The organism is Nocardioides sp. Z35_8, from assembly GCF_059621125.1.
The window spans coordinates 143,610-169,635 of sequence record NZ_JCAQIE010000003.1 but is presented as its reverse complement, the minus strand read 5'-3'; the positions used below and the strand labels follow the sequence as shown (position 1 = coordinate 169,635).

Sequence of the window (26,026 nt, the reverse complement as noted above, 5' to 3'; positions counted from 1 at the left end):
GCTGAGGATCATGACGATGTTGGAGGCGGTGGTCACCAGCAGCACTCGGGCATGGAACGGTTCCGGTTCCTACATCGCTGAGACGTAGAAGCGCTCGCTAACCTGCAGACAACGGTTCACAACGAAAGGTCGTCGTGGCTCGCATGAAGTTCACTACCTCGATCGAGATCGCGTTGCCACGCCAACACGTGGTCGAGCTGCTCACCGACCCGGCCAACCGACCGAAGTGGCTAAAGGGACTCGTGTCGCACGAGCCGTTGACCGGCGTGGACGGTCATGTGGGGACCGAGTCGCGGGTGGTCTTCGGGCAAGGCAAGGGCACCATGGAGTGCACCGAGACCATTACGCGTCGTGAGCCGACCGACCTCCGCGACATCCCCGACGACAAGGTCGTCCACTTCGACCGCGAGATCGTCGCCGAGGGAATGTGGAGCGCCGCACAGGAGACCCTGTCCGAGTCCTCGCCCGGCACCACTGGCTGGGTGAGCGCGAACGAGTACCGGTTCTCCGGCCCCATGCGACTGATCGCGCCGCTCATGCGGCGCAGCTTCATCAAGCAAACGAGGCAGCACATGCTCGACTTCAAGGCGTTCGCCGAAGAAGGCATCGACGTTCGCGAAGGACGAGACTGACGCGTTCTGCGGTCGGGCGGTCTCCGAAGTCGAAACGAGTGCATACGTGTCTCGACAGGCCCGCGCGGTCATCGCGCCAGATTGGACGTTCGCGTCCCAAAAAACGTTGCCCGTGGCACCCCCAACCGGGCACGCTCACCGTGCCAAGTCGGATGGTCCACCCACAGGGCCTCGTCGGGATGCCGATGACGTCGCGTGACTATCCGCAACGCTCGTCGAGCTTCGATGCTCGGTCATGCTGCGACCTTCACCCGATGCCAGGGCGCCTGCCTAAGGAGAAGGAACATGATGGCCACCATCACCGATCACGACTCTTACATCGCTGCTGCGCCTGAGGCGTTCCGCCCGGTTCTCAGCGATCTCCGGAACCGGAAGATCCCGGCCGGCCAATCCTGAGGATTGAAACGCCGTTGCCGGTAGGACCGGCGCTGCGGCTGAACTGCCCAACAACCCGCATCTGGTGCTGCAAGTGCGCCCGGTCAGCGTCGGCCTTGTTGCACGTATGTTGCACGAGAGGCCGGCTTCCTGACGGAAACCGACCTCTGACCTGCATGTTCTCTGGTGGGCGATACTGGGTTTGAACCAGTGACCTCTTCCGTGTCAAGGAAGCGCGCTACCGCTGCGCCAATCGCCCGGGTCTTGAGTTGTGACTGCGAGGTGGGTACGGGATTTGAACCCGTGTAGACGGATTTGCAGTCCGTTGCCTCGCCTCTCGGCCAACCCACCGTGGAGGTTCCGAAATGTACGGGGGAGACCTTCCGAGCGGACAACGAGACTCGAACTCGCGACCTCAACCTTGGCAAGGTTGCGCTCTACCAACTGAGCTATGTCCGCCTGCATCCCGTGGCCGTTTCACCGGCCCTGAGTGCGAGTGGAACAGTAGCCCATGCCCGACGAGGCCACAAAACCGACCCCCAGGTCCGAGTGTCCGGACACCTGCTCCGGCGCCCTAGAGTGACGCCATGCGCGCGTGGATCGACGGTGACCTGCTGGCCGACCCGACCCAGGGGGGCGTCGCGGTCACCGACCACGGGTTCACCGTCGGCGACGGGGTGTTCGAGGCGGTCAAGACGCTGCACGGCGCACCGTTCGCGCTGACCCGGCACCTCGCACGGCTCGAGCGCAGCGCCGCCGGCCTCGGGCTGCCCGCGCCCGACCTCGACGACGTACGCCGCGGGGTGGCGGCGGTGCTCGACGGCGCGGAGGCCGACCCCCTCGGCCGGCTGCGCATCACCTGGACGGCGGGGCCGCAGCCGATGGGGTCGGGACGCGGCGAGGGGCCGGCCACGCTCGTGGTCGCCTACAGCCCGATCCCGCACGCCGCGCCCGAGACGACCGTCGTCACCGTGCCGTGGACGCGCAACGAGAACGGCGCGACCGCCGGCCTCAAGACCACGTCGTACGCCGAGAACGTGATCGCCCTGGCCCACGCGCAGCGCCACGGCGGCACCGAGGCCGTGTTCGCCAACACCGCCGGCGACCTGTGCGAGGGCACCGGGTCCAACGTGTTCTACGTCCTCGACGGCGAGCTGCGCACCCCGACGCTCGCCGCCGGCTGCCTGGCCGGCATCACCCGCGAGCTGGTCATCGAGTGGTGCGGGGCGCGCGAGGTCGACGCGCCGCTCGCCGAGGTCCGGGCGGCGGCGAGCGAGGCGTTCCTCGTGTCCACCACGCGCGACGTCCAGGCCATCGCCCGTTGGGACGACCGCGACCTGCCGGCGCCCGGCCCGGTGACCCGGCGGTGTGCGCAGACGTGGTCCGCCCGCGAGGCTGAGACCATGGATCCGTGAGCACCCCCGACACCGGCCTCGACCCGGCGATCTCCGCACGACTGCGCCACACGGCGGAGGGCCTGGTCCCCGTCGTCGTGCAGCAGCAGGGCACCGGCGAGGTGCTGATGCTCGCCTGGGCCGACGACGAGGCGCTCGCCCGCACGATCGACACCGGCCGGGCGACCTACTGGTCGCGCTCGCGACGCGAGTACTGGGTCAAGGGCGACACCTCCGGGCACGTGCAGTGGGTCAAGGAGGTCCGCCTCGACTGCGACGGCGACACCCTCCTCTTCGTGGTCGACCAGGTCGGGGCCGCGTGCCACACCGGAGACCGCACCTGCTTCGACGCCGACCTGGTGCACCGGGTCGATGGCTGAGCAGCCAGAGCAGCCCGAGCAGCCCGAGCGGCGCGCGAGCGCGCGTCGCACCTTCGGTCCCGTCGTCCTCCTCGGCGTCGCCTCCGCCGCGCTGGCAGCCTGGGCGGCGAGCAAGCCGTGGGTGGACGGCACGGGTGCCGAGACCACGCCCGGTGTCGCGACGATGGACCCGGGTGAGGTCGCCTCCTCGCCGCTCGGCACGGCGCTCGCCTTCGTCGTGCTTGCCTGCTGGGGCGTCCTGCTGGTCACCCGCGGTCGGTTCCGCCGGACCATCGCAGCGCTGGGGGTGCTGGCCGCGCTCGGCTACGCCGCCACCGTCGTGTGGGCGCCGTTCACGCTGCCCGACCATCTCGTCGAGCAGGTACGCCGCCGCACGGGCGCGACGCTCGACGACACCGCGCTGACCGGCTGGTTCTGGTTGGCGTGCCTCGCCGGGCTCCTCGTCCTGGCGTCGGCCGTCCTCGCCCTGCGGCTGGTGCGCAGCTGGCCCGAGATGGGCACGCGGTACGACGCACCGACCGGCGCGCCGACGTCCGGCGACACGGACGCGACGGGCCGTCCGACCGACAACATCGACATCTGGAAGGCCCTCGACGAGGGCCGCGACCCCACCGCCTGAGGCACCGCCTAGACTTCCTCCCGCAACCGCACGAGTCGACGAAGGAGCACCCACGATGGCTGCAGGCCACGGCAACACCCCCGCTGCATGGATCGCCGTGGGGGTCGCGATGCTCGGATTCGTCCTGGGCAGCATCGCGCTGCTGCAGCAGCCCGCCCAGATGACGCTCTTCTGGATCGGCGTGGCCGTCGCGCTCGTCGCCTTCCCGCTGTTCCTCGTGCTGTCCAGGCTCGGCTTCAACGCCTCCGACCACTGACCCCGCAGCCCCGCCGTCCGGCCGGTCCGTCCACTGGGCACCGGCCCGGTCGCGGCTGGGCCCGGGTGAGAGGCTGACGGCATGCCAGCGACCGCATCCGTGCTCGACGAGATCATCGCGGGGGCCCGCGACGACCTCGCACGCCGCGAGGCCGCGCTCCCGCTCCGCGAGCTGCGTGCCCGCCTCGCCGACGCCCCCGCGCCGCGCGACCCGATGCCGCACTTCCGGGCAGCGGGGTCGAGCGTGATCGCCGAGGTCAAGCGCCGCAGTCCCAGCAAGGGCGCTCTCGCCGACATCCCCGACCCCGCGTCGCTGGCCCGTGCGTACGCCCGGGGCGGGGCCGCGGCCATCTCGGTGCTCACCGAGGAGCGCCGCTTCGGCGGCAGCCTGGCCGACCTCCGCGCCGTGCGCGCGGCCGTCGACACCCCGATCCTGCGCAAGGACTTCATCGTCGAGTCCTACCAGCTCGTCGAGGCCCGGGCGGCCGGCGCCGACCTGGCCCTGCTGATCGTCGCCGCCCTCGATGACGACGCCCTGCGCCGGCTCCACGCCGAGGCCACCGAGCTCGGCCTCCACGTGCTGGTCGAGGTGCACGACGAGGACGAGACGGCCCGCGCCGTCGACCTCGGCGCCGAGCTCATCGGCGTCAACAGCCGCAACCTCAAGACCCTCGACGTCGACCCCGACGTCTTCGGCCGCCTCGTCCCGCAGATCCCCGACGACCGCGTCAGCGTCGCCGAGAGCGGCATCACCGGTCTCGCCGACGTGCAGCGCTTCGTCGCGGAGGGCGCGGACGTGGTGCTGGTCGGCGAGGCGCTGGTCAGGGACGGCGACCCCGAGGCTGCCGTACGCACGATGACAGGAGTGGGCACACCGTGAGCGTGCAGACGAGTGGGCAGGCAGGTGGACGCGCGCCCGGGCCCGGCAGGTTCGAGGCCGACGAGCGCGGCTACTTCGGCGAGACGTGGGGCGGGCGCTTCATGCCCGAGGCCCTCGTCGCCGCCCTGGACGAGCTCACCGAGGCCTGGCAGGACGCCATGGCCGACGCGTCCTTCGTCGCCGACTTCGAGCGGGTGCTGCGCGACTACGCCGGCACGCCCAGCCGGCTCTACCACGCCGAGCGGCTCTCTGAGCTCGCCGGGGCGCGGGTGCTGCTCAAGCGCGAGGACCTCAACCACACGGGCGCCCACAAGATCCGCAACGTGCTCGGCCAGGCGCTGCTCACGCGGCGGATGGGCAAGACGCGCGTGATCGCCGAGACCGGCGCCGGGCAGCACGGCGTCGCCAGCGCGACCGCGGCCGCCTGGTTCGACCTCGACTGCACCGTCTACATGGGCGCCGTCGACACCCGACGCCAGGCGCTCAACGTCGCCCGCATGCAGCTCCTCGGCGCCACCGTGGTGCCGGTCGAGTCGGGCAGCGCGACGCTCAAGGACGCGATCAACGAGGCGCTGCGCGACTGGGTCGCCAGCGTCGACCACACGGCCTACCTGTTCGGCACCGCCGCCGGCCCGCACCCGTTCCCGAGCATGGTCCGCGACTTCTGCCGCGGCATCGGCGACGAGGCCCGCGCCCAGTGCCTCGAGCAGTACGGCGTCCTGCCGGACGCCGTCGCGGCCTGCGTCGGCGGCGGCTCCAACGCCATCGGCCTGTTCACCGCGTTCCTGGAGGACGAGGGCGTGGAGATCCACGGCTTCGAGCCCGGCGGTGACGGCGTCGAGACCGGTCGCCACGCGGCGACGATCCACGCCGGCGAGGCGGGCGTGCTCCACGGGGCCCGCACCTACGTCCTGCAGGACGAGGACGGCCAGACGGTCGAGTCGCACTCCATCTCGGCCGGGCTCGACTACCCCGGCGTCGGTCCGCAGCACTCATGGCTGGCCGCGGCCGGGCGGGCGTCGTACACGCCGGTCACCGACGCCGAGGCGATGGACGCGATGGCGCTGCTGAGCCGCACCGAGGGGATCATCCCGGCCATCGAGTCGGCGCACGCCATCGCGGGCGCGCTCGAGGTGGCCAAGCGGCTCGGCCGGGAGAAGGGCCCCGACGCGACCGTCATCATCAACCTGAGCGGACGCGGCGACAAGGACATGGGCACGGCCATCGAGTGGTTCGGTCTCGGCGACGCCGATCTGGGCCCCGATGCCGACCTCGACCGGGTCGAGGCCGAGGCCGAGGCGGGGGCCGAGCTCGACGCGGAGGAGCAGCAGTGACGTCGACCAGCACGGCCTTCGAGCGCGCGAGGGCCGAGCAGCGCGCCGCGCTGATCGGCTACCTGCCCGCCGGCTATCCGAGCGTCGACGGCTCCATCGAGGCGATGCAGGTCATGGTCGAGGCCGGCTGCGACGCGATCGAGATAGGCCTGCCCTACAGCGACCCCGTCATGGACGGCCCCACGATCCAGGCGGCGGCCCAGGCGGCCCTCGACGGCGGCGTCCGCACCTCCGACGTGATGCGGGTCGTCGAGGCGGTCGCCGCGACCGGCGTGCCCACCCTCGTGATGACCTACTGGAACCCGGTCGAGCGCTACGGCGTGGAGCGCTTCGCCGCCGATCTGGCCGCCGCCGGCGGTGCCGGCCTGATCACCCCCGACATCACCCCCGACCACGGCCCGCGGTGGGTCGCCGCGGCCGACGAGCACGGCCTCGACAAGGTGTTCCTCGTGGCGCCCAGCTCGACCGACGAGCGCATCGCGATGACCGCCGCCGCGAGCCGCGGCTTCGTCTACGCCGCCGCCGTCATGGGCGTCACCGGGACGCGCGCGGCGACCTCCGACCTCGCAGGACCGCTCGTGGCCCGGGTCCGCGCCGCCGGCGACGTCCCCGTCGCGGTCGGCATCGGCGTCAGCAACGGCGACCAGGCCGCCGACGTGGCGCGCTACGCCGACGGTGTCATCGTGGGCTCCGCGTTCGTCCGCTGCCTGCTCGACCACCCGGACGACCCGGCTGCCGGGCTCGAGGCCCTGCGCACGTTGACCGCCGACCTCGCGGAGGGCGTACGACGTGCGCGCTAGGACCCTGCTCGCCCTGCCCGTCCTGCTCCTCGCCACCGCGTGCGGGGGCGCCGAGGCCGGTCCGGCCGAGCTGACCGGCACGGTGCTCGACCCGCCGTTCGAGGTCTCCTCGACCCCGCTCGTCGACACCGACGGCAGGCCCTTCAGCCTGGCCGAGGACACCGACAAGGACCTCACCCTCGTGTTCTTCGGCTACAGCGCGTGCCCCGACATCTGCGGGCAGGTGATGGCCACCCTCGCGGGCACCCTCGCCCGCCTCGACGACCAGCAGAAGGAGCGCCTCGACGTGGTCTTCGTGACCACCGACCCGAAGCGCGACGACGAGCAGGCGACCGAGGCCTACGTCAGCGCGTTCGACCCCAGCATCATCGGGCTCACCGGCGACCTCGACGACATCGTCGAGGTGGGCCGCAGCCTCGCCGTGGGCATCGAGAAGGGCGAGAGGCTCCCGAGCGGCGGCTACGACGTCACCCACGGCACGCGCGTCTACGCCGTCGACGCCGACGACCAGGCGCCCGTCATGTGGGACCACGACGTCTCGCAGGCACAGCTGGCCGGTGACGTCACCATGCTGCTCGACGAGGGATGATGCTGCCCATGCTCACCGTGCCCACCCTCGTCGGATCGCCGTTGGTGACCCTGATGTCCATCCCGAGTCCCGCCGACGGCGTGTGGAACCTCGGTCCCGTCCCGATCCGCGGCTACGCGCTGAGCATCATCCTCGGCATCGTGCTCGCGATCTGGATCGGTGAGCGACGCTGGGTGGCCCGCGGCGGGCGCCCCGGCGAGGTCAGCGACCTCGCCATCTGGGCGGTCCCGTTCGGCCTGGTCGGTGGCCGGCTCTACCACGTGCTGACCGACTGGGAGCTCTACTTCGGCGAGGGCCGCAACGCGATCACCGCGCTGTACGTGTGGCGTGGCGGGCTCGGGGTGTGGGGCGCGATCGCCCTGGGTGCCGTCGGCGTGTGGATCGGTGCCCGGCTGCGGGGGATCAAGGTGCTGCCGCTGCTCGACGCGATGGCGCCCGGCGTCCTCGTCGCCCAGGCGGTGGGGCGCTGGGGCAACTGGTTCAACCAGGAGCTCTACGGCCGGCCCACCGACCTGCCGTGGGGTCTCGAGATCGACGTCGCGCACCGGCCGAGCCAGTACCTCGACCAGGCGACCTTCCACCCCACCTTCCTCTACGAGTGCCTGTGGAACCTCGCCGCGTTCGCGCTGCTCGTGTGGGCCGACCGACGCTTCCGCCTCGGCCACGGCCGCGTCGTGGCGCTCTACGTCATGCTCTACACGCTCGGCCGCGGCTGGATCGAGAACATGCGCATCGACGACGTCCAGATGGACGACGTCCTCGGCCTCCGGCTCAACGTGTGGACCTCGATCGTGCTGTTCGTGCTCGCCGCGGCGTGGTTCGTGTGGTCGGCGAGACGCCACCCCGGGCGGGAGGAGTCCGTCCGCACCCGAGAGCCGGACGACGCCGACCACGAGGACGCCAGCCACGACGACCCCGGGCCCGAGACGCCGGAGCCGGTGGACGGCACCCGCGGCGAGCGGCCCGCCGGTCCCACGGCCTGACACGGCGCGCCCCGGCGGGCGGCGCCGGTGGTAGGTTTCGGTTGCTCGGGCCAACGTCGTCCCCAGCGGTAACTTCCACCCCCTCGCCTGCCGTGGGTCCACCGCAGCACCTGGTCCGCGGCGAGCGGAGACGACGACGGGAGAATGCCCCTATGCACGCATTCCCGCCGAGCCAGGGTCTCTACGACCCTCGCCACGAGAAGGACGCCTGCGGCGTCGCCATGGTCGCGACGCTCACCGGCGAGCCGAGCCACGACATCGTGGTGAAGGCCCTCACCGCGCTGCGCAACCTCGACCACCGCGGGGCCGCGGGCGCCGAGGTCAACTCCGGCGACGGCGCCGGGATCCTGCTCCAGGTGCCCGACGCGTTCCTCCGCGAGGTGGTCGACTTCGAGCTCCCGCCCGCCAGGGCGTACGCCGTCGGCACCGCCTTCCTGCCCGGTGACGACGAGGCGGTGGCCGGCATCCGCAAGCGGATCGAGGAGATCGCCGACGAGGAGGGGCTCGCCGTCCTCGGCTGGCGCGAGGTCCCCGTCGACGACTCCACCCTCGGTGCCACGGCGCGCAGCGTGATGCCGCGCTTCGCCCAGCTGTTCGTCGCCGGCCGCGGCGCCCGGGTGAGCGGCATGGCGCTCGAGCGCCTCGCGTTCTGCCTGCGCAAGCGCGCCGAGTCCGAGACCGACGTCTACTTCCCGTCGCTCTCCTCGCGCACCCTCGCCTACAAGGGGATGCTCACCACCGACCAGCTCGACCGGGTCTTCCCCGACCTGACCGACGAGCGGGTCGCCTCGGCGATGGCCGTGGTGCACTCCCGCTTCTCCACCAACACGTTTCCGAGCTGGCCGCTGGCCCACCCGTTCCGGTTCATCGCCCACAACGGCGAGATCAACACCGTGATGGGCAACCGCAACTGGATGCGGGCGCGCGAGGCCCTGCTCGAGAGCGACCTGATCCCCGGCGACCTCGAGCGGCTGTTCCCGATCTGCACCCCCGGGGCGTCGGACTCCGCGTCGTTCGACGAGGTCCTCGAGCTGCTGCACCTCGCGGGGCGCTCGCTGCCGCACGCCGTGCTGATGATGATCCCCGAGGCCTGGGAGAACCACCGCGAGATGGACGCCCGGCGCCGGGCGTTCTACGAGTTCCACTCGATGCTCATGGAGCCCTGGGACGGGCCGGCGTGCGTCGTGTTCACCGACGGCACCCAGATCGGCGCGGTCCTCGACCGCAACGGGCTGCGCCCGTCGCGCTACTGGGTCACCGACGACGGCCTGGTCGTGCTGGCCTCCGAGGTCGGCGTGCTCGACCTCGACCCCGCCGCCGTCGTCCGCAAGGGCCGGCTGCAGCCGGGCCGGATGTTCCTCGTCGACACCGAGGAGCACCGCATCATCGAGGACGAGGAGATCAAGGGCCAGCTCGCCGCCGAGCAGCCCTACGACGAGTGGCTGCACGCGGGCCAGATCCACCTCGACGACATCGACGACCTCGAGCACATCGTGCACACCCACGCCTCGGTCACCCGCCGCCAGCAGATCTTCGGCTACACCGAGGAGGAGCTGCGCATCCTGCTGACGCCGATGGCCAACACGGGCGGCGAGGCGCTGGGCTCGATGGGCACCGACACCCCCATCGCGGCGCTGAGCGACAAGCCGCGCCTGCTCTTCGACTACTTCTCCCAGCTGTTCGCCCAGGTGACCAACCCGCCGCTCGACGCGATCCGCGAGGAGCTCGTCACCTCGCTGAGCGGCTCCATCGGCCCCGAGGCCAACCTGCTCGACCCGAGCCCGGCGTCGTGCCGCCAGATCGTGCTGCCGTTCCCGGTGTTCTCCAACGACGACCTGGCCAAGATCCGCCACATCAACCGCAACGGCGACATGCCGGGGTTCCAGGTGCACGTCGTACGCGGCCTCTACCCCGTCGAGGGCGGGGGAGCGGCGCTCGAGGCCAGGCTCGACGAGCTCTGCGCCGAGGTGTCGACCGCCATCGCCGCCGGCGCGCGCATCATCGTGCTCTCCGACCGCCACGCCACCGCCGAGCTGGCGCCGATCCCGTCGCTGCTGCTCACCGGCGCGGTCCACCACCACCTGGTCCGCGAGAAGACCCGCACGCAGGTGGGCCTGCTCGTGGAGGCCGGCGACGTCCGCGAGGTCCACCACGTGGCCCTCCTCGTCGGCTACGGCGCGGCCGCGGTCAACCCCTACCTGGCCATGGAGTCGGTCGAGGACCTCGCCCGCGAGGCCTACTACGTCAAGGTCGACCCGGAGAGGGCCGTCGCCAACCTGATCAAGGCCCTCGGCAAGGGCGTGCTCAAGGTGATGTCCAAGATGGGCGTCTCCACCGTCGCCTCCTACACCGGGGCGAAGATCTTCGAGTCGGTCGGCCTGTCGCAGGCCGTCATCGACCGCTACTTCACCGGCACGACGTCCAAGCTGGGCGGCATCGAGCTCGACACGATCGCCGAGGAGGTGGCCCGCCGGCACGCGACGGCGTACCCGCGTGGCGGCATCTCCCCGACGCACCGCGAGCTCGCGACCGGCGGTGAGTACCAGTGGCGCCGCGACGGCGAGCCGCACCTGTTCGACCCCGAGACGGTCTTCCGGCTGCAGCACGCCACCCGCACCGGCAGCTACGACATCTTCAAGCAGTACACCGACCGGGTGAACAACCAGTCGGAGCGGCTGATGACGCTGCGCGGGCTGTTCACCTTCAAGGACGGCGTCCGCGACCCGATCGACATCGACGAGGTCGAGCCCGTCTCCGAGATCGTCAAGCGCTTCTCGACCGGCGCGATGTCCTACGGCTCGATCAGCCAGGAGGCGCACGAGACCCTCGCCATCGCGATGAACCGGCTGGGCGGCAAGTCCAACACCGGTGAGGGCGGCGAGGACCCCGACCGGCTCTACGACCCGGAGCGCCGCTCGGCGATCAAGCAGGTCGCCTCGGGCCGCTTCGGCGTCACGTCGGAGTACCTCACCAACGCCGACGACATCCAGATCAAGATGGCCCAGGGCGCCAAGCCCGGCGAGGGCGGCCAGCTGCCCGGTCACAAGGTCTACCCGTGGGTGGCCAAGACCCGGCACTCCACGCCGGGCGTGGGCCTGATCAGCCCGCCGCCGCACCACGACATCTACTCCATCGAGGACCTCGCGCAGCTGATCCACGACCTCAAGAACGCCAACCCGTCGGCGCGCGTCCACGTCAAGCTGGTGTCCGAGGTGGGCATCGGGACCGTCGCGGCGGGGGTGTCGAAGGCGCACGCCGACGTCGTCCTGGTCTCCGGCCACGACGGCGGCACCGGCGCCTCGCCGCTGACCTCGCTCAAGCACGCGGGCGGTCCCTGGGAGCTCGGCCTGGCCGAGACCCAGCAGACGCTGCTGCTCAACGGCCTGCGCGACCGGATCGTGGTGCAGGCCGACGGCCAGCTCAAGACCGGGCGCGACGTCGTCGTGGCGGCCCTGCTCGGGGCCGAGGAGTACGGCTTCGCCACCGCCCCGCTGGTCGTCAGCGGCTGCATCATGATGCGGGTCTGCCACCTCGACACGTGCCCGGTGGGCGTCGCGACCCAGAACCCGGTGCTGCGCGAGCGCTACAGCGGCAAGGCCGAGTACGTCGTCAACTTCTTCGAGTTCATCGCGCAGGAGGTGCGCGAGCTGCTCGCCGAGCTCGGCTTCCGCAGCCTCGACGAGGCGATCGGCCAGGTCGGCTCGCTCGACGTGGTCGAGGCGGTCGAGCACTGGAAGGCCTCCGGGCTCGACCTCACGCCCATCCTCCACCAGGCCTCCGCCCACGGCGAGTACGGCCAGTTCGAGCACCAGGACCTGCGCAACACCAGGACGCAGGACCACGGTCTCGACAAGGCGCTCGACAACGAGCTCATCGCCATCGCCGCACCGGCGCTGGAGCACGGGGAGCCGGTGCGCGCGCAGGTGCGGATCCGCAACGTCAACCGCACCGTCGGCACGATGCTCGGGCACGAGGTCACCAAGCGCCACCGCGGCGCCGGCCTGCCCGACGGCACCGTCGACATCACCCTGACCGGCTCGGCCGGGCAGTCGTTCGGCGCGTTCGTGCCCCGCGGCGTCACGCTGCGGCTCGAGGGCGACGCCAACGACTACGTCGGCAAGGGGCTCTCGGGTGGCCGCCTGGTCGTGCGGCCCGACCGGGCCGCGACGTTCGAGGCGGCCGAGCAGATCATCGCGGGCAACACGATCGGCTACGGCGCCACCTCGGGCCAGATCTTCCTCAGCGGTCGCGTGGGCGAGCGGTTCTGCGTGCGCAACTCCGGCGCCACCGCCGTCGTCGAGGGGGTGGGCGACCACGGCTGCGAGTACATGACCGGCGGCGTCGTCGTCGTCCTCGGGCCCACGGGGCGCAACTTCGCCGCCGGCATGTCGGGCGGCTACGCGTTCGTGCTCGACCTCGACGAGGGGCGGATCAACCCCGAGCTGGTCGAGCTGTCGCCCGTCACAGGCAAGGCCGCCGACGAGCTCAGGACGCTGGTCGAGCAGCACGCGGAGGAGACCGGCTCGGCCGTCGCCGACGCGCTGCTGGCCGACTGGGACGCCTCGCTGGCCCGCTTCACCGAGGTGATGCCCAGCGACTTCAAGCGCGTGCTCGAGGCCCGCGAGGAGGCCCTCGAGGAGGGCCTCGACGAGGACGAGGCGGCCGCGCGCATCATGGAGGTCCTCCATGGCTGACCCGGCTGCCCCGGCGAGCGGGCACCCCGCCCGGCGCACCGCACCCACCGCCCGCCCGCACGCGAAGAAGGTGAACCAGCATGGCTGACCCCAAGGGCTTCCTGAAGTACGGCCGCGAGGTCGCCTCGCGGCGCGAGGTCGCCGAGCGCGTCCACGACTGGGACGAGGTCTACCCCGACGGCATCGGGCGTGCGCTGCTGCCGATCATCAACACCCAGGCCGGGCGCTGCATGGACTGCGGCATCCCGTTCTGCCACCAGGGCTGCCCGCTGGGCAACATCATCCCGGAGTGGAACGACCTGGTGTGGCGCGACGACTGGGACGGCGCGATGGACCGCCTCCACGCCACCAACAACTTCCCCGAGTTCACCGGGCGGCTGTGCCCGGCCCCGTGCGAGACCGCGTGCGTCCTGGGCATCAACCAGGACCCGGTGACGATCAAGAACGTCGAGGTCTCGATCATCGACCGCGCGTGGGGCTCGGGCTACGTCCGTCCCCAGCCGCCGGAGTGGCTCTCGGGCAAGACCGTCGCGGTGATCGGCTCCGGCCCCGCCGGGCTGGCCGCCGCCCAGCAGCTCACCCGGGCCGGACACACCGTCGCCGTCTACGAGCGGGCCGACAAGATCGGCGGCCTGCTGCGCTACGGCATCCCCGAGTTCAAGATGGAGAAGAAGCACCTCGACCGGCGCCTCGACCAGATGCGCCGCGAGGGCACCGTCTTCCGGCCCGGGGTCGACGTCGGGGGAGACCTCACCGGCGACAAGCTGCTCGAGCGCTACGACGCGGTCGTGCTCGCGATGGGCGCCACCGCCGCGCGCGACCTGCCCGTCCCGGGACGCGAGCTCGGCGGCATCCACCAGGCCATGGAGTTCCTGCCGCAGGCCAACCGCGTGGCGCTCGGCGAGGCTCCGACCGCCGACGGCTCCGACCAGATCGTGGCCACCGGCAAGGACGTCGTCATCATCGGCGGCGGCGACACCGGCGCCGACTGCCTCGGCACCTCGATCCGCCAGGGTGCCCGGTCGATCACCCAGCTCGAGATCATGCCGCAGCCCGGCGAGGACCGGCCCACCGCACAGCCGTGGCCGACCTACCCGATGACCTTCCGCGTCTCCTCGGCCCACGAGGAGGGCGGCGAGCGGGTCTACGCCGTGTCGACGCAGGAGTTCCTCGGCGACGCCGACGGCCGGGTGTCCGCGCTGCGCCTGGTCGAGGTCGACGGGTCGTTCCAGCCCGTCGAGGGCACCGAGCGGGAGATCCCGGCGCAGCTGGTGCTGCTGGCCATGGGCTTCACCGGTCCCGAGCGCGCCCGTCCCGAGGGACCGGGCCTGATCGACCAGCTCGGGGTCGACCTCGACGAGCGGGGCAACGTCCGGCGAGACGCGTCGTACGCCGCCTCCGTGCCGGGCGTCTACGTCGCCGGCGACGTGGGCCGCGGCCAGTCGCTCATCGTCTGGGCCATCGCGGAGGGCCGCAGCGCGGCCGCCGCGGTGGACGCCCACCTCACCGGCTCGACGACGCTGCCCGCCCCGATCAAGCCGCACGAGCGCCCGCTCGTCGTCTGAACCGGGTCGAGTGCCGGGCCCCGCGCGAGCCGCCACGGGGCCGGCACTCGACGCGTCGCCGGGAGGCGAGACCTCCGCCGGCAGGCGCGGAGGGGGTTTGGAACGATCCAATCTCCGATAGGGTGAGGTACGTGCGTAGAGCAAAGATCGTCTGCACCCTCGGCCCCGCGGTGAACACCCCCGAGGGGATCCGATCACTCGTCGATGCCGGCATGGACGTCGCCCGGCTCAACATGAGCCACGGCGCGTACGCCGACCACGAGGCCGTCTACCGGCTGGTCCGGCAGGCCTCCGACGACACCGGCCACGCGATCGGCATCTTCGCCGACCTGCAGGGACCCAAGATCCGCCTCGAGACGTTCGCCGCCGGTCCGGTCAGGCTCAAGCGCAGCGCGACCTTCACCATCACCACCCGTGACGTGGAGGGCACCGCGGAGATCTGCGGCACGACCTACAAGGGCCTGCCGCGCGACGTGAAGCCCGGCGACCCGCTGCTCATCGACGACGGCAAGGTGCGGCTCAGGGTCGTCTCCGTCGACGACACCGACGTCGTCACCGAGGTCGTCGTGCCGGGCAGGGTGTCCAACAACAAGGGCATCAACCTGCCGGGCGTCGCGGTGTCGGTGCCGGCGCTGTCGGCCAAGGACACCGAGGACCTGCGGTGGGCCCTCAAGCTCGGGGTGGACTTCGTGGCGCTGAGCTTCGTGCGCCACGCCGGGGACGCCGAGGACGTGCGCGCGGTGATGCGCGAGGAGAACATCCACGTCCCCGTCATCGCCAAGATCGAGAAGCCCCAGGCCCTCGACAACATCGACGAGATCGTCGATGCCTTCGACGGCATCATGGTCGCGCGCGGCGACCTCGGCGTGGAGTGCCCGCTCGAGGACGTGCCGATCCACCAGAAGCGCATCATCGACAAGGCCCGGCGCAACGCCAAGCCCGTCATCGTCGCCACGCAGATGCTGGAGTCGATGATCAGCTCGCCCGCGCCGACGCGCGCCGAGGCCAGCGACGTGGCCAACGCCGTCCTCGACGGTGCCGACGCGGTCATGCTGTCCGGAGAGACCAGCGTGGGGGAGTACCCGATCGTCGCCGTGCGCACGATGGCGCGCATCGTGGAGTCCACCGAGGACCACGGGCTGAGCCACATGGCGGCAGTCACGTGGCAGCCGCACACCCGCGGGGGCATCATCGCCAAGGCGGCCGCCGAGGTCGCCGAGGCCGTGCACGCCAAGTACGTCGTGGCGTTCACGACCAGCGGAGACTCGGCCAAGCGTCTCTCCCGCTATCGCGGGCCGATCCCGATCCTCGCCTTCACCCCTCGGGCCCGCACGCGCTCGCAGCTCGCGCTCACCTGGGGCGTCGAGACCTTCCAGGGCGCCCAGGTCGAGCACACCGACGAGATGGTGCGCCAGGTCGACGAGGCCCTCCTCGCCATCGGCCGGGTCAAGGAGGGCGACCTCGTGGTGATCATCGCGGGCGCCCCGCCCGGCATCCCCGGCTCGACCAACGCGCTGCGCATCCACCGGATGGGCGACGCCATCCACGGGGTGGCCCCGGCCTACCGCCGTCCCGGCTGATCAGCGCTTGGGCCCGATCAGGTCGTCGAGCCGGGCGACGGCCTCGCGGCGGGAGACCGACACGACCCGCGGCGCCGACCGGCGCCACGCGACGCCGGCCAGGTCGAGCGCCCACGTGCACAGGCCGAGGATGTCGTCGGAGGCGTTGACGAACTGCCACCTCGGATAGTCGTGGCGGCGCGTGACGCCGTCGACGGTGCGCGTGGCGCGGTTGACCACCCGGCACCCGTCGGAGTGGAAGAGACCGCGCAGGAAGTGGTCAGGGTGCGCCGCCACCACCTCCTCCTGCCACGCCTCGAGCACGATGGGTCGCTCGTGCTTGCGGCCCGGGCCGTGCTGGGGGAGCAGGCACGGCCAGTGCTTCCAGCTGCTCTGGACGACGCTCGTGCCCGGAGCATCGACGGTGCAGACCGCGCCCGGGTGCAGCGAACGCATCAGGCCCGCCACGTCTGCCACGATGCCGGCGAGGGTGGCGTCGCAGGAGATGCGGAGGGTGGTGTGGCTGCCGTGCCGCGAGACGCAGCCGTCGCCGAGGTAGAAGCCGAGCAGGGCCGCGTAGTCGGCCCCCGGCGAGGGTGCCGCGCCCCAGCAGACGGCACAGCCGGGCCCGAGCGTGGGCGGACCGTGCGCCCACGATCGGATCGTCGACCGGGCCACCCCCGTCGCGCGGCTGACGGCGCTCACCGTGGCCCCGGCCGACAGCAGGGCAAGCGCCCGGGTCCGCTCGCTGACTCCGTACACGGACGCCATCGTGGACCGCGGCACCGACAGCGGGGCGCCAGGTCGCGGGTGCCCCGGGTGAGATTCGAACTCACACTGAATGCTGTTTGAGAGCATCGCCTCTGCCGTTGGGCTACCGGGGCCGAGTCGGCGTCGGAACCCTATCCGAACTAGCCTTGGCGTCGTGACGCAGCCCGACGCCGGACGACCCCTCGCCAGCCCCGACGCGGACGACGTGCGCCGGGTCGTGATCGCCGAGGACGAGGCGCTGATCCGGATGGACCTGGCCGAGATGCTCGCCGAGGAGGGCTACGACGTGGTCGGGCAGGCCGGCGACGGCCGGCGGGCCGTCGAGCTGGCCCGCGACCTCCGGCCCGACCTGGTGATCCTCGACGTCAAGATGCCGGTCCTCGACGGCATCGCCGCCGCCGAGCTGATCGCGGGGGAGCGGATCGCCCCGGTGGTCATCCTCACCGCGTTCGCCCAGCGCGACCTGGTGGCGCGCGCGCGCGACGCCGGGGCGATGGCCTACCTCGTCAAGCCCTTCCAGCGCAGCGACCTGGTGCCGGCGATCGAGATGGCGGTGAGCCGCTTCGCCGAGATCGCCGTCCTCGAGCGCGAGGTCTCCGACCTCCAGGAGTCGCTCGCCACGCGCAAGTCGGTCGACCGTGCCAAGGGCGTGCTGCAGGCGCAGCTGGGGCTGACCGAGCCCGAGGCGTTCCGCTGGATCCAGAAGACCGCCATGGACCTGCGGCTGTCGATGAGGCAGGTCGCCGACGGGGTCGTGGAGCACGGCGTGGCCGGGCTGGCGGACGAGGGCGACGCGACCGCGGATCCCGCCTGACGCAGCCGTTCGTCAAGCGTTCCTCAAGAGGGTCGAGGGCCACTGCGCTCGCGCTCGCCCCCGGTACGGACCGCTTGGTCACGAAACGGCAACGGCCCGCAACTCGGCGGCTGCAATCGTGTCCTGGGCCACATCGCGAGTGTTAGGTTCCCGCCACGAGGCTGCCGAGGTGGGCAGTCCACCGAGAACTACGGAGGGGTCCATGATCCGCTCATCCAAGTCCTGGCAGGCCGTCGCTGCAGCGGCAGTCGCCGGTTTGGTACTGACCGCGTGCGGCACGACCGAGGACGACGGCGAGAGCGCCGGAGGGGGCGGCAGCGGCGGCGGCAGCAGCGAGGCCGCCTGCGACCTGAAGCTGGCGTTCTTCGGCCCGGAGACGGGCCCCGCGTCCGGTCTCGGCAAGCCGATCATCCAGGGTGCCGAGCTCGCCGTCGACCAGTACAACGACGAGGCCGAGTGCGAGGTCGAGCTGGTCAACTACGACTCGCAGGGCTCGCCCGACGAGGCCCCGTCCCTGGCCACCGAGGTCGCCGGCGACGAGTCGATCATCGGTGTCGTCGGTCCCGCCTTCTCCGGCGAGTCCGCGGCCGCCGGCCCGATCTTCGCCGAGGCCGGCGTCGCGACCGTCAGCCCGTCGGCCACCAACCCGGCGCTGTCCGAGAACGGGTGGGACACCTTCCACCGCGCCCTCGGCAACGACGCCACCCAGGGTCCGGCCGCCGCGGCCTACATCAAGGACACCCTCAAGGCCAAGAAGTCCTACATCATCGACGACGCCACGGAGTACGGCGCAGGCCTGGCCGGCATCGTCGAGAAGGACCTCGGCGCCGACGCCGTGGCCGGCACCGACACCATCCAGACCGGTGACACCGACTTCTCCGCCACCGTCAGCAAGGTCGTCGACTCCGGCGCCGACGCCGTCTTCTTCGGTGGCTACTACGCCGAGGCGACCATCCTCATCGGGCAGCTCCGCGACGGCGGCTTCGACGGCACGTTCGTCGTGGCGGACGGCGTGAAGGACCCGGCCTTCCTCGACGCCGGTGGCTCTGCCGAGGGCACGATCATCACCTGCCCCTGCATCCCCGACACCGACCCGGCCGTGGCCGACTTCGCCTCCGCCTACGAGGACGAGTTCGGCGAGGCTCCCGGCACCTACGCCGCCGAGGCCTACGACGCCGCGACGATCTTCCTCGACGGCATCAAGGACGGCGTCACCGACCGCGAGGCGATGCTCGAGTTCGTCAACAGCTACGACGAGGCCGGCATCACCAAGCAGCTCAAGTTCGACGAGACCGGTGAGCCCGCGGACGTCCACGTCTACGCCTACACGGTGGACGGCGGCGAGATCGTCCCCGAGGGCGAGATCAAGTGATCGACCGCTAGATCGTACGCACGACAGGCGCGGCCGGGGACGACGTCCCCGGCCGCGCCGACGTCCACGATCCGACGCGCTGGATACTGCGGCCAGGAGGCCTTGCGTGAACTTCGAGTTCTTCTTCAACAACCTGCCCGGGCTCACCGTGTCCGGGCTCGCGTTCGGCGCCATCTACGCGCTGATCGCCCTGGGCTACACGATGGTCTACGGCGTGCTGCAGCTGATCAACTTCGCGCACTCCGAGGTGTTCATGTACGGCACCTTCGCCATGCTGTGGACCGTCATGGCGCTGGGGGGAGCGGACGCGAGCGGTGTGCAGCTCGTGCTGATCCTGTTGGCCTCCTTGGTGGCGGCGATGCTGATGTCCGCCGCCATCGCGCTGATCCTCGAACGGGTGGCCTACCGCCCGCTGATCAAGCGCAACGCCCCCCGCCTGATCGCGCTCATCTCGGCCATCGGCGCGAGCTTCGTGCTCGCCGAGCTGATGGGCCTGCGCGACCGGGTCGCCGGCTGGTTCGGGCTCGACGACGACCTCTCGGCCTACGTCGGCAAGGCCCGCATCAACAACAGCATCGCTGACGTCGTCAACGCGCCCCGCTGGGAGATCGGGGGCGTCAACGTGTCGAGCATCGACATCCTGGTGATCTGCTCCGCCGTCGGGATGATGGTCGTCGTGGACCAGTTCGTGCGCCGCTCCAAGCTGGGCAAGGGCATCCGGGCCACGGCCCAGGACGCCGAGACGGCGTCGATGATGGGCGTCAACCCGACGCGCACCATCCAGATGACGTTCCTCATCGGCGGCCTGATGGCCGGCGTCGCGGCGTTCCTCTACATGCTCAAGATCGAGACGACGAAGTTCGACATGGGCTTCCTGCTCGGCGTCAAGGCGTTCACCGCCGCCGTCCTCGGTGGCATCGGCAACCTGCGCGGCGCTCTGTTGGGCGGGCTGGTGCTGGGCGTGGCCGAGAACTGGGGCGCTGCGCTCCTCGGCACCGAGTGGCGCCACGTCGTCGCCTTCGTCCTGCTGGTGGTCATCCTTCTCGTCCGGCCCACGGGCCTGTTGGGTGAGTCGCTCGGAAAGGCCCGCGCATGAGCAAGCTCAAGGACTCCCTCTCGCGGATGCCCAAGCCGGTCAAGATCGTGCTCTGGGTCCTCCTCGCACTCCTCGCCTACGCGCTCCCGCTCCTGGAGCCCCCGTTCATCACCACGCCCGGGGTCGACTTCGGCGGCGTGCTCTTCATCGTCACCATGTACATGCTGGTCGCGCTCGGTCTCAACATCGTCGTCGGCTACGCCGGACTGCTCGACCTCGGCTACGTCGGGTTCTACGCGATCGGCGCCTACACCGCGGCCATCCTGACGTCGTACCACGCCCACTGGCCGCTGCTGCTGGCCATCCCCGCGGCCGTCGTGGCCACCACCATCTCCGGCGTCATGCTGGGGGCGCCGACGCTGCGGGTGCGGGGTGACTACCTCGCCATCGTGACCCTCGGCTTCGGCGAGATCATCCGCCTCGTCGCGGTCAACACCGAGTGGCTGGGCGACGCGAAGGGCATCAGCAACATCGCCCGCCCGCCGAGCCTGGGCGGCACCGAGGGCCTGTTCGAGGTCCCGCACCTCTACTGGGGCGACGGCACCGTGCTGCTCGACACCCAGGACACCACCAAGTTCCTGGTGTTCGGCGTGCTCGACCAGATCCCCTACTACTGGATGGGCCTGACGGTCGTCATCGTCGTCCTGTTCGCCGACTACCTCATCAAGAACAGCCGCGTCGGCCGCGCCTGGGAGGCCACCCGCGAGGACGAGGACGCCGCCGAGCTGATGGGCGTGCCGACCTTCCGGTTCAAGCTGCTGGCCTTCGCCACGGGTGCCTTCATCGGCGGACTGGCCGGTTCGCTCTACGCGAGTCGACAGAGCTTCATCAACCCCGCCTCGTTCCTGCTGCTCTTCTCGATCCTGTTCCTGGCCGCCGTCGTGGTCGGTGGACAGGGCAACCGCTGGGGCGTCCTCGTCGGCGCCGCGCTGGTGGCCTACCTGCCCCAGCGGTTCCGCGAGTTCGACGACTTCCGCGTGCTCGTCTTCGGCCTGGCACTGGTCCTGCTCGCGGTCCTGCGACCCGAGGGCCTGTTCCCGCCGAAGCGGACCGTGCGAGCCAAGCAGCTGGAGCACGAGCTCGACGAGCTCGAAGAAGGCACCGAAGGAGAGGAGGGGGCACGTGTCTGACGCACGCATCCTCGAAGTGGACCACCTGACGCTCAGGTTCGGCGGCCTCACGGCGCTCGACGACGTGAGCTTCGACATCAAGGAGGGCGAGATCCTCGGCCTCATCGGCCCCAACGGGGCCGGCAAGACCACCTGCTTCAACGCCATCACCGGCGTCTACAAGCCCACCTCCGGGACGATCCGCTTCCAGGGCGAGTCGCTGGCGGGCAAGAAGCGCTTCCAGATCACCCAGGCCGGGATCGCCCGGACGTTCCAGAACATCCGACTCTTCCCGGCCATGACCGCGCTGGAGAACGTGCTCGTGGGCGCCGACGCCCAGCACACCACGGGCATCGTCAGCGCCCTCTTCCGGCTGCCCAAGCACCGCCGCGAGGAGGCGGCCGGCCACGACCGGGCGATGGAGCTGCTGCGGTTCATGGGACTGGCCCGGCAGGCCGACGAGCTGGCCGCCAACCTGTCCTACGGCGACCAGCGCCGTCTCGAGATCGCCCGCGCCATGGCGACCCAGCCCAAGCTGATCTGCCTCGACGAGCCGGCGGCCGGCTTCAACCCGCAGGAGAAGCGCACCCTGATGGACCTGATCCGCAAGGTGCGCGACCGGGGCTTCACCGTGCTGCTCATCGAGCACGACATGCGTCTGGTCATGGGCGTCACCGACCGGATCGTCGTGCTCGAGTTCGGCAAGTTGATCGCCGAGGGCGCCCCGGCGGAGATCCGCGACAACCCTGCGGTCATCGCCGCCTACCTTGGAGTGGAGGAAGAAGATGCTTCTTGAGGTGGAGGGGCTGTGTGTCAACTACGGGCACATCGAGGCCATCCGTGACATCAGCTTCAGCGTGCCCGAGGGCAGCGTCACGACCCTGATCGGCGCCAACGGCGCCGGGAAGACGACGACGCTCAAGACCCTCTCCGGCATCCGCAAGGTGCGGACCGGGTCGGTGAAGTTCGACGGCAAGGACATCACCCACGACGCCCCCTACGACCGGGTCAAGCTGGGGATCAGCCAGTCCCCGGAGGGACGTCGCTGCTTCGTGGGCATGACCGTGCGCGAGAACCTGGAGATGGGCGCCTTCGTGCGCAACGACCGCAAGACCCAGGCCTATCAGGACGACGTCGACCGAGTGCTCGCGCTGTTCCCGCGCCTGGCCGAGCGGATCAACCAGTCCGCCGGCACGATGTCGGGCGGCGAGCAGCAGATGCTCGCCATCGGGCGTGCCCTCATGGCGCGGCCGCGGCTGCTCCTGCTCGACGAGCCGTCGATGGGCCTGGCGCCCAAGCTCATCGCGCAGATCTTCGCGATCATCAAGGAGATCAACGCTCAGGGCACCACGGTGCTGCTCGTGGAGCAGAACGCCGCCCAGGCGCTCAAGGCGGCCGACGACGCCCACATCCTCGAGACGGGCGAGATCGTCCGCTCGGGCAAGGGGAGGGACCTCGCCGGCGACGACGCCGTCAAGGCCGCCTACCTCGGCGGAGACATCTGAGTCACCCACCACGTACGACACAGGGCCCAGCCGATCCGGCTGGGCCCTGCGTCGTAGGTGGTGGCGCCTCCGGGCGGGAGTCGTCGAGGGAGGCGTCGGAGGAGCGTCAGAGCACCTTCGACAAGAAGGCCTGGGTCCGCTCGTGCTGCGGGTGGGCGAGCACCTCGCGCGGGTCGCCCTCCTCCACGATGACGCCGTCGTCCATGAAGACCAGCTTGTCGCCGACCTCGCGGGCGAAGCCCATCTCGTGGGTCACGACCATCATCGTCATGCCCTCGGAGGCGAGCGTCTTCATCACCTCGAGCACGTCGCCGACCAGCTCGGGGTCGAGCGCCGAGGTGGGCTCGTCGAAGAGCATCATGTCGGGGTCCATCGACAGCGCCCGGGCGATGGCCACGCGCTGCTGCTGCCCGCCCGAGAGGTGGGCGGGATAGACGTTCTCGCGACCGCTGAGCCCGACCTTGTCGAGGTTGGCGCGGGCGACCTCGATCGCCTCCTTCTTGGAACGACCCTTCACCTTCTGCTGCGCGACGGTGAGGTTGCGCAGCACGTTCATGTGGGGGAAGAGGTTGAACTGCTGGAACACCATCCCGATGCGCGAGCGCATGGCGTCGAGATCGGTCTCCGGATCGGTGATGTCGATGCCCTCGACGAGGATCTGGCCGCTGTCGGGCTCCTCGAGCCGGTTGACGCAACGCAACAGGGTCGACTTGCCCGAGCCCGAGGGTCCGATCACGCAGACCACCTCGCCGTCGTCGACGTGGAAGTCGATGCCCTTGAGCACCTCGTTGGACCCGAACGACTTGTGCAGGTCGCGGATCTGGATGGCGGGAGCCGCCTGGACGCTCTCGGTCATGGTCACCGGGCCTTCTGCTGCTTGCGCTCGAGCCACGACACCAGTCGGGTGAGCGGCAGGGTGATCAGGAGGTAGAGGATCGAGGCCTGGATCAGGCTCGTCGCGGTCCCGGCCGTGGCGCTGGACGCCATGAAGTCGCGCGCGATTGTGGTGAGCTCGCGCTGGCTGGCAGCGAAGCCGATGACGAAGAGCAGCGCGGTGTCCTTGATGAGGAGCACGAACTCGTTGGTGAGCGGCGGGATCACGATCCGGAACGCCTGCGGCAGGACCACCGTGGCCGTGGTGCGCCCGGCGCTCATGCCGAGCGAGCGAGCGGCCTCGGTCTGGCCCTTCGGCACGGCCTGGATGCCGGCGCGGATGGTCTCGGCCATGTAGGCGGCGGCGACCAGGATCAGGCCGACCACGCCGGCACCGACGGTGCCGCCGGGCGGGGTCCACCCGTTGAACGCGATCGGGATGCCGAACGCCATCACCAGGACGACGAGCAGCACCGGCAGGCCGCGGAAGAACTCGATGTAGGCGGTGGCGAGCCAGCGGTAGGCCGCCACGGGGGACAGCCGCATGAGCGCGAGCACGACCCCGATCACCAGGCCCGCCGCGAAGGCGACGGCCGTGTAGATCAGGGAGTTCTTGACGCCGATCGTGATGAGGTCGGGCCAGGTGCCCCAGTCGCCCTTGAACGGGTTGCCGATGCCGGCCGGGGCGAAGAAGTTGGCGCGGATGGTCGCCCAGTCGGCACTGAACCCCACCAGGAGGAGCACTCCCAGCAGGACGGCGTAGAGGACCGCCCTGCTGAGGATGCGCTTCGTCGAACGCTTCAGAGCCACGTGCCGATCACTCGGTGGCGAAGTAGGTGTTGTAGATCTCGTCGTAGGTGCCGTCGTCGCGCATCTCACCGAGCTGCTCGTTGACCGCGTCCACGAGGGCGGTGTTGCCCTTCTTCATGGCGAGGCCGTAGGACTCCTCGGTCGAGTAGGTCTCGACGACCTTGAAGCCGCCCGACTCCTGGTGGTTGATGTTGACCGGGAGGTCCTGCAGCAGCGCCTCGACCTGGCCGGCCTTGATCGCCTGGAACATCTCGGCGTCGCTGGGGAACGACACGATCTCCGCGCCGCTCGCGTTCTCCTCGGCGTAGGCCTTGCCGGTGGTGCCCTGCTGGACGCCGATCTTCACGCCGTCGAGGTCGTCGATCGAGGCGATGTCGGAGTCGTCGGCGACGAGGAGGGACTGCTGGGAGTCGTAGTAGCCGTCGGAGAAGTCGAGGGCGGCCTTGCGCTCGTCGGTGATGGTCATCGCGCTGGCGGCGAGGTCGCACTGGGCCGCGTTGAGCGCCTGACCGCTCTGGAGGGCGTCGAAGGAGGAGTCCTTGACCGCGAGCTCGAGGTCGAGGCCGTCGGCGATCTCCTGCACGATGTCGATGTCGAAGCCCTTGAAGCCGGAGTCGGACGTGTCGTCGAAGTCCTCGAACGGCGGGTAGGGCACGTCGGAGCAGACCGTGAGGGTGCCCGAGGACACCGTGTCGAGGCTGCTCTCGCTGCTGGTGTCGTTGCCGGCGTCGGTGGAGTCGTCGCCGGCGTCGTCGCCGCACGCGCTGAGCGTGAGGGCCAGGGCCAGAGCGGGGACCAGGGTCAGGGATCGGTGAAGGGTGCGAGTGCGCATGCGGCGGAGCCTAGACCACAAGGACCGGACCGGAAGATGGCTTTGGCAGGTGCGTCGGCAACGATCCGATGACGCTTGTCCGCAGACCCTTGTGGGGGCCCTCCTGACAGAGCCCTCGCGACGGCGTAGGGTCTGCGGCACTGCCCGAGCCGGATGCGGCAGGGCACGGGGGAAGCGGTCACATCGAGCTGATCCTTGGGAGTCGACATGAGCAGGACTGCGGTGGTCGTGCGAGCGGCCGATCCCTCCGACGCACCGTCGCTGCGCGAGCTGTGGTGCGACATCCTCCGCAAGGGCCGTCCCGACGAGCAGCTCGCCGACGTGACGAGCATCGTCTCGACGGCCTGCGCGAGCGACGAACGGTGTGTCGTCGTCGCGGAGATCGACGGCGAGGTGGCCGGGGCCGTCTACCTCGAGGCCGCCACCTTCACCCCGCTCAACCTCGAGCCGGCCGTGCTGGCGGTCTCGCCGCACGTGTTCGCGCAGTTCCGGCGCAGGGGAGTGGGCAGCGCACTCATGGAGGCGGCCTGTCGCTTCGCCGAGGAGCACGGCATCAGCCACGTGCAGACGGCCGCCGCCGCCGAGGCGCGAGACGCCAACCGCTTCATGGCCCGCCTCTCGCTCGCGCCGCAGGCCACGCTCCGCGCGGCCACCACCGGCGCCCTGCGCGCACGGCTGCCGCAGGGGCGCCAGGCGAGCCCCGCCGCGTCGAGCCGCCAGCGCATCGACCGGGTGCTGGCCGCTCGCCGGGTGCGCCGCGAGCGCGTCCCCGGCTGAGCCCGACG

General features: G+C 70.9%; 24 protein-coding genes and 4 tRNA genes. 20 read left to right on the top strand and 8 right to left on the bottom strand.

The annotated features are described in order from the left end of the window. Positions 1-143: 143 nt before the first annotated feature. A complete protein-coding gene (locus tag AC54T2_RS15260) occupies positions 144-632 on the top strand; it encodes an SRPBCC family protein (protein ID WP_489976106.1) in 489 nt (162 codons plus the stop codon). 559 nt (positions 633-1,191) lie between these two features. On the opposite strand, the gene AC54T2_RS15255 is transcribed toward AC54T2_RS15260, so the two are convergent. From AC54T2_RS15255 to AC54T2_RS15245, 3 genes are all read right to left on the bottom strand, one after another. Then, positions 1,192-1,266: transfer RNA gene (locus AC54T2_RS15255), tRNA-Val, on the bottom strand. A gap of 21 nt (positions 1,267-1,287) precedes the next feature. Further along, positions 1,288-1,358 (bottom strand) — tRNA-Cys (locus AC54T2_RS15250). 35 nt (positions 1,359-1,393) lie between these two features. Further along, a tRNA-Gly gene (locus AC54T2_RS15245) sits at positions 1,394-1,466 on the bottom strand. 128 nt (positions 1,467-1,594) lie between these two features. Here AC54T2_RS15245 and AC54T2_RS15240 point away from each other — a divergent pair. The 12 genes from AC54T2_RS15240 to pyk all read left to right on the top strand — a co-directional run bounded on the left by AC54T2_RS15240 (position 1,595) and on the right by pyk (position 16,080). After that, positions 1,595-2,422 (top strand): aminotransferase class IV, encoded by an 828-nt coding sequence (locus AC54T2_RS15240; RefSeq protein ID WP_496666596.1) that lies wholly within the window; start codon positions 1,595-1,597, stop codon positions 2,420-2,422. Then, on the top strand, positions 2,419-2,781 hold the full coding sequence (gene hisI / locus AC54T2_RS15235) for a phosphoribosyl-AMP cyclohydrolase (RefSeq protein ID WP_489976104.1): 363 nt from the start codon (positions 2,419-2,421) through the stop codon (positions 2,779-2,781). Before AC54T2_RS15240 ends, hisI begins: the two co-directional genes overlap by 4 nt. Beyond that, positions 2,774-3,400, top strand: coding sequence for a Trp biosynthesis-associated membrane protein (locus AC54T2_RS15230; RefSeq protein ID WP_489976103.1), 627 nt, complete (start codon positions 2,774-2,776; stop codon positions 3,398-3,400). The genes hisI and AC54T2_RS15230 overlap by 8 nt, the downstream gene beginning before the upstream one ends. 55 nt (positions 3,401-3,455) lie before the next feature. Then, complete coding sequence (locus AC54T2_RS15225) at positions 3,456-3,656, top strand: HGxxPAAW family protein (protein WP_186341993.1); 201 nt, start codon at positions 3,456-3,458, stop codon at positions 3,654-3,656. 81 nt (positions 3,657-3,737) lie between these two features. Further along, positions 3,738-4,535 carry an indole-3-glycerol phosphate synthase TrpC gene (gene trpC, locus AC54T2_RS15220; RefSeq protein WP_496666595.1) on the top strand — a complete coding sequence of 266 codons (798 nt, stop codon included), beginning with the start codon at positions 3,738-3,740 and terminating at the stop codon, positions 4,533-4,535. A 2-nt stretch (positions 4,536-4,537) separates the two neighbouring features. Next, the gene (gene trpB / locus AC54T2_RS15215) at positions 4,538-5,869 is read left to right on the top strand and encodes a tryptophan synthase subunit beta (protein WP_277395322.1); all 1,332 of its coding nucleotides are present in this window, start codon (positions 4,538-4,540) and stop codon (positions 5,867-5,869) included. After that, a complete protein-coding gene (gene trpA, locus AC54T2_RS15210; protein WP_186341995.1) occupies positions 5,866-6,669 on the top strand; it encodes a tryptophan synthase subunit alpha in 804 nt (267 codons plus the stop codon). The genes trpB and trpA overlap by 4 nt, the downstream gene beginning before the upstream one ends. Continuing rightward, positions 6,659-7,258 (top strand): SCO family protein, encoded by a 600-nt coding sequence (locus AC54T2_RS15205; protein ID WP_496666594.1) that lies wholly within the window; start codon positions 6,659-6,661, stop codon positions 7,256-7,258. Before trpA ends, AC54T2_RS15205 begins: the two co-directional genes overlap by 11 nt. An 8-nt stretch (positions 7,259-7,266) precedes the next feature. After that, a complete protein-coding gene (gene lgt / locus AC54T2_RS15200; RefSeq protein WP_496666593.1) occupies positions 7,267-8,241 on the top strand; it encodes a prolipoprotein diacylglyceryl transferase in 975 nt (324 codons plus the stop codon). A gap of 152 nt (positions 8,242-8,393) precedes the next feature. Continuing rightward, a complete protein-coding gene (gene gltB / locus AC54T2_RS15195) occupies positions 8,394-12,935 on the top strand; it encodes a glutamate synthase large subunit (RefSeq protein WP_496666592.1) in 4,542 nt (1,513 codons plus the stop codon). Between the two features lie 80 nt (positions 12,936-13,015). Next, a complete protein-coding gene (locus tag AC54T2_RS15190; RefSeq protein ID WP_496666591.1) occupies positions 13,016-14,500 on the top strand; it encodes a glutamate synthase subunit beta in 1,485 nt (494 codons plus the stop codon). Positions 14,501-14,631: 131 nt separating this feature from the next. Then, the gene (pyk, locus tag AC54T2_RS15185) at positions 14,632-16,080 is read left to right on the top strand and encodes a pyruvate kinase (RefSeq protein ID WP_186342000.1); all 1,449 of its coding nucleotides are present in this window, start codon (positions 14,632-14,634) and stop codon (positions 16,078-16,080) included. On the opposite strand, the gene AC54T2_RS15180 is transcribed toward pyk, so the two are convergent. Both AC54T2_RS15180 and AC54T2_RS15175 read right to left on the bottom strand, forming a co-directional pair. After that, positions 16,081-16,830 carry a helix-turn-helix domain-containing protein gene (locus tag AC54T2_RS15180; RefSeq protein WP_222129713.1) on the bottom strand — a complete coding sequence of 250 codons (750 nt, stop codon included), beginning with the start codon at positions 16,828-16,830 and terminating at the stop codon, positions 16,081-16,083. Positions 16,831-16,870: 40 nt separating this feature from the next. Beyond that, positions 16,871-16,943: transfer RNA gene (locus AC54T2_RS15175), tRNA-Leu, on the bottom strand. 41 nt (positions 16,944-16,984) lie between these two features. On the opposite strand from AC54T2_RS15175, the gene AC54T2_RS15170 reads away from it, so the two are divergent. From AC54T2_RS15170 to AC54T2_RS15145, 6 genes are all read left to right on the top strand, one after another. Further along, positions 16,985-17,644: an ANTAR domain-containing response regulator gene (locus AC54T2_RS15170; protein ID WP_496666590.1), complete on the top strand. Its 660-nt coding sequence runs from the start codon at positions 16,985-16,987 to the stop codon at positions 17,642-17,644. A gap of 202 nt (positions 17,645-17,846) precedes the next feature. Beyond that, the gene (locus AC54T2_RS15165; protein ID WP_186342002.1) at positions 17,847-19,016 is read left to right on the top strand and encodes a branched-chain amino acid ABC transporter substrate-binding protein; all 1,170 of its coding nucleotides are present in this window, start codon (positions 17,847-17,849) and stop codon (positions 19,014-19,016) included. A 106-nt stretch (positions 19,017-19,122) separates the two neighbouring features. Then, complete coding sequence (locus AC54T2_RS15160; protein ID WP_186342003.1) at positions 19,123-20,112, top strand: branched-chain amino acid ABC transporter permease; 990 nt, start codon at positions 19,123-19,125, stop codon at positions 20,110-20,112. Continuing rightward, positions 20,109-21,242, top strand: coding sequence for a branched-chain amino acid ABC transporter permease (locus tag AC54T2_RS15155; protein ID WP_496666589.1), 1,134 nt, complete (start codon positions 20,109-20,111; stop codon positions 21,240-21,242). The genes AC54T2_RS15160 and AC54T2_RS15155 overlap by 4 nt, the downstream gene beginning before the upstream one ends. Next, a complete protein-coding gene (locus AC54T2_RS15150) occupies positions 21,235-22,017 on the top strand; it encodes an ABC transporter ATP-binding protein (protein ID WP_241005394.1) in 783 nt (260 codons plus the stop codon). Before AC54T2_RS15155 ends, AC54T2_RS15150 begins: the two co-directional genes overlap by 8 nt. A gap of 1 nt (position 22,018) precedes the next feature. Next, the gene (locus AC54T2_RS15145) at positions 22,019-22,726 is read left to right on the top strand and encodes an ABC transporter ATP-binding protein (RefSeq protein WP_496666588.1); all 708 of its coding nucleotides are present in this window, start codon (positions 22,019-22,021) and stop codon (positions 22,724-22,726) included. Between the two features lie 106 nt (positions 22,727-22,832). Here AC54T2_RS15145 and AC54T2_RS15140 read toward each other — a convergent pair whose 3' ends face one another. Genes AC54T2_RS15140 through AC54T2_RS15130 form a run of 3 tightly spaced genes read right to left on the bottom strand, consistent with a single transcriptional unit; the run spans position 22,833 to position 25,241 of the window. Beyond that, a complete protein-coding gene (locus AC54T2_RS15140; RefSeq protein ID WP_186342006.1) occupies positions 22,833-23,582 on the bottom strand; it encodes an amino acid ABC transporter ATP-binding protein in 750 nt (249 codons plus the stop codon). Positions 23,583-23,584: 2 nt separating this feature from the next. Next, the gene (locus AC54T2_RS15135) at positions 23,585-24,409 is read right to left on the bottom strand and encodes an amino acid ABC transporter permease (RefSeq protein ID WP_206054562.1); all 825 of its coding nucleotides are present in this window, start codon (positions 24,407-24,409) and stop codon (positions 23,585-23,587) included. A 7-nt stretch (positions 24,410-24,416) separates the two neighbouring features. Next, positions 24,417-25,241, bottom strand: a complete 825-nt coding sequence (locus AC54T2_RS15130) for an ABC transporter substrate-binding protein (RefSeq protein ID WP_186342007.1) — start codon at positions 25,239-25,241, stop codon at positions 24,417-24,419. A gap of 207 nt (positions 25,242-25,448) precedes the next feature. Between AC54T2_RS15130 and AC54T2_RS15125 the strand changes: the two genes are divergently transcribed. Then, the gene (locus AC54T2_RS15125; RefSeq protein WP_186342008.1) at positions 25,449-26,018 is read left to right on the top strand and encodes a GNAT family N-acetyltransferase; all 570 of its coding nucleotides are present in this window, start codon (positions 25,449-25,451) and stop codon (positions 26,016-26,018) included. Positions 26,019-26,026 lie beyond the last annotated feature (8 nt).

What these genes read in the sequence shown, in the direction of transcription:
- lgt (WP_496666593.1), top strand. Translation starts at nt 7,267, where the DNA reads ATGCTCACCGTGCCCACCCTCGTCGGATCGCCGTTGGTGACCCTGATG.
- AC54T2_RS15155 (WP_496666589.1), top strand. Translation starts at nt 20,109, where the DNA reads ATGAGCAAGCTCAAGGACTCCCTCTCGCGGATGCCCAAGCCGGTCAAG.
- AC54T2_RS15230 (WP_489976103.1), top strand. Translation starts at nt 2,774, where the DNA reads ATGGCTGAGCAGCCAGAGCAGCCCGAGCAGCCCGAGCGGCGCGCGAGC.
- AC54T2_RS15140 (WP_186342006.1), bottom strand. Translation starts at nt 23,582, where the DNA reads ATGACCGAGAGCGTCCAGGCGGCTCCCGCCATCCAGATCCGCGACCTG.
- AC54T2_RS15225 (WP_186341993.1), top strand. Translation starts at nt 3,456, where the DNA reads ATGGCTGCAGGCCACGGCAACACCCCCGCTGCATGGATCGCCGTGGGG.
- gltB (WP_496666592.1), top strand. Translation starts at nt 8,394, where the DNA reads ATGCACGCATTCCCGCCGAGCCAGGGTCTCTACGACCCTCGCCACGAG.
- AC54T2_RS15130 (WP_186342007.1), bottom strand. Translation starts at nt 25,241, where the DNA reads ATGCGCACTCGCACCCTTCACCGATCCCTGACCCTGGTCCCCGCTCTG.
- AC54T2_RS15260 (WP_489976106.1), top strand. Translation starts at nt 144, where the DNA reads ATGAAGTTCACTACCTCGATCGAGATCGCGTTGCCACGCCAACACGTG.
- AC54T2_RS15165 (WP_186342002.1), top strand. Translation starts at nt 17,847, where the DNA reads ATGATCCGCTCATCCAAGTCCTGGCAGGCCGTCGCTGCAGCGGCAGTC.
- AC54T2_RS15125 (WP_186342008.1), top strand. Translation starts at nt 25,449, where the DNA reads ATGAGCAGGACTGCGGTGGTCGTGCGAGCGGCCGATCCCTCCGACGCA.
- AC54T2_RS15190 (WP_496666591.1), top strand. Translation starts at nt 13,016, where the DNA reads ATGGCTGACCCCAAGGGCTTCCTGAAGTACGGCCGCGAGGTCGCCTCG.
- trpC (WP_496666595.1), top strand. Translation starts at nt 3,738, where the DNA reads ATGCCAGCGACCGCATCCGTGCTCGACGAGATCATCGCGGGGGCCCGC.
- AC54T2_RS15240 (WP_496666596.1), top strand. Translation starts at nt 1,595, where the DNA reads ATGCGCGCGTGGATCGACGGTGACCTGCTGGCCGACCCGACCCAGGGG.
- AC54T2_RS15180 (WP_222129713.1), bottom strand. Translation starts at nt 16,830, where the DNA reads ATGGCGTCCGTGTACGGAGTCAGCGAGCGGACCCGGGCGCTTGCCCTG.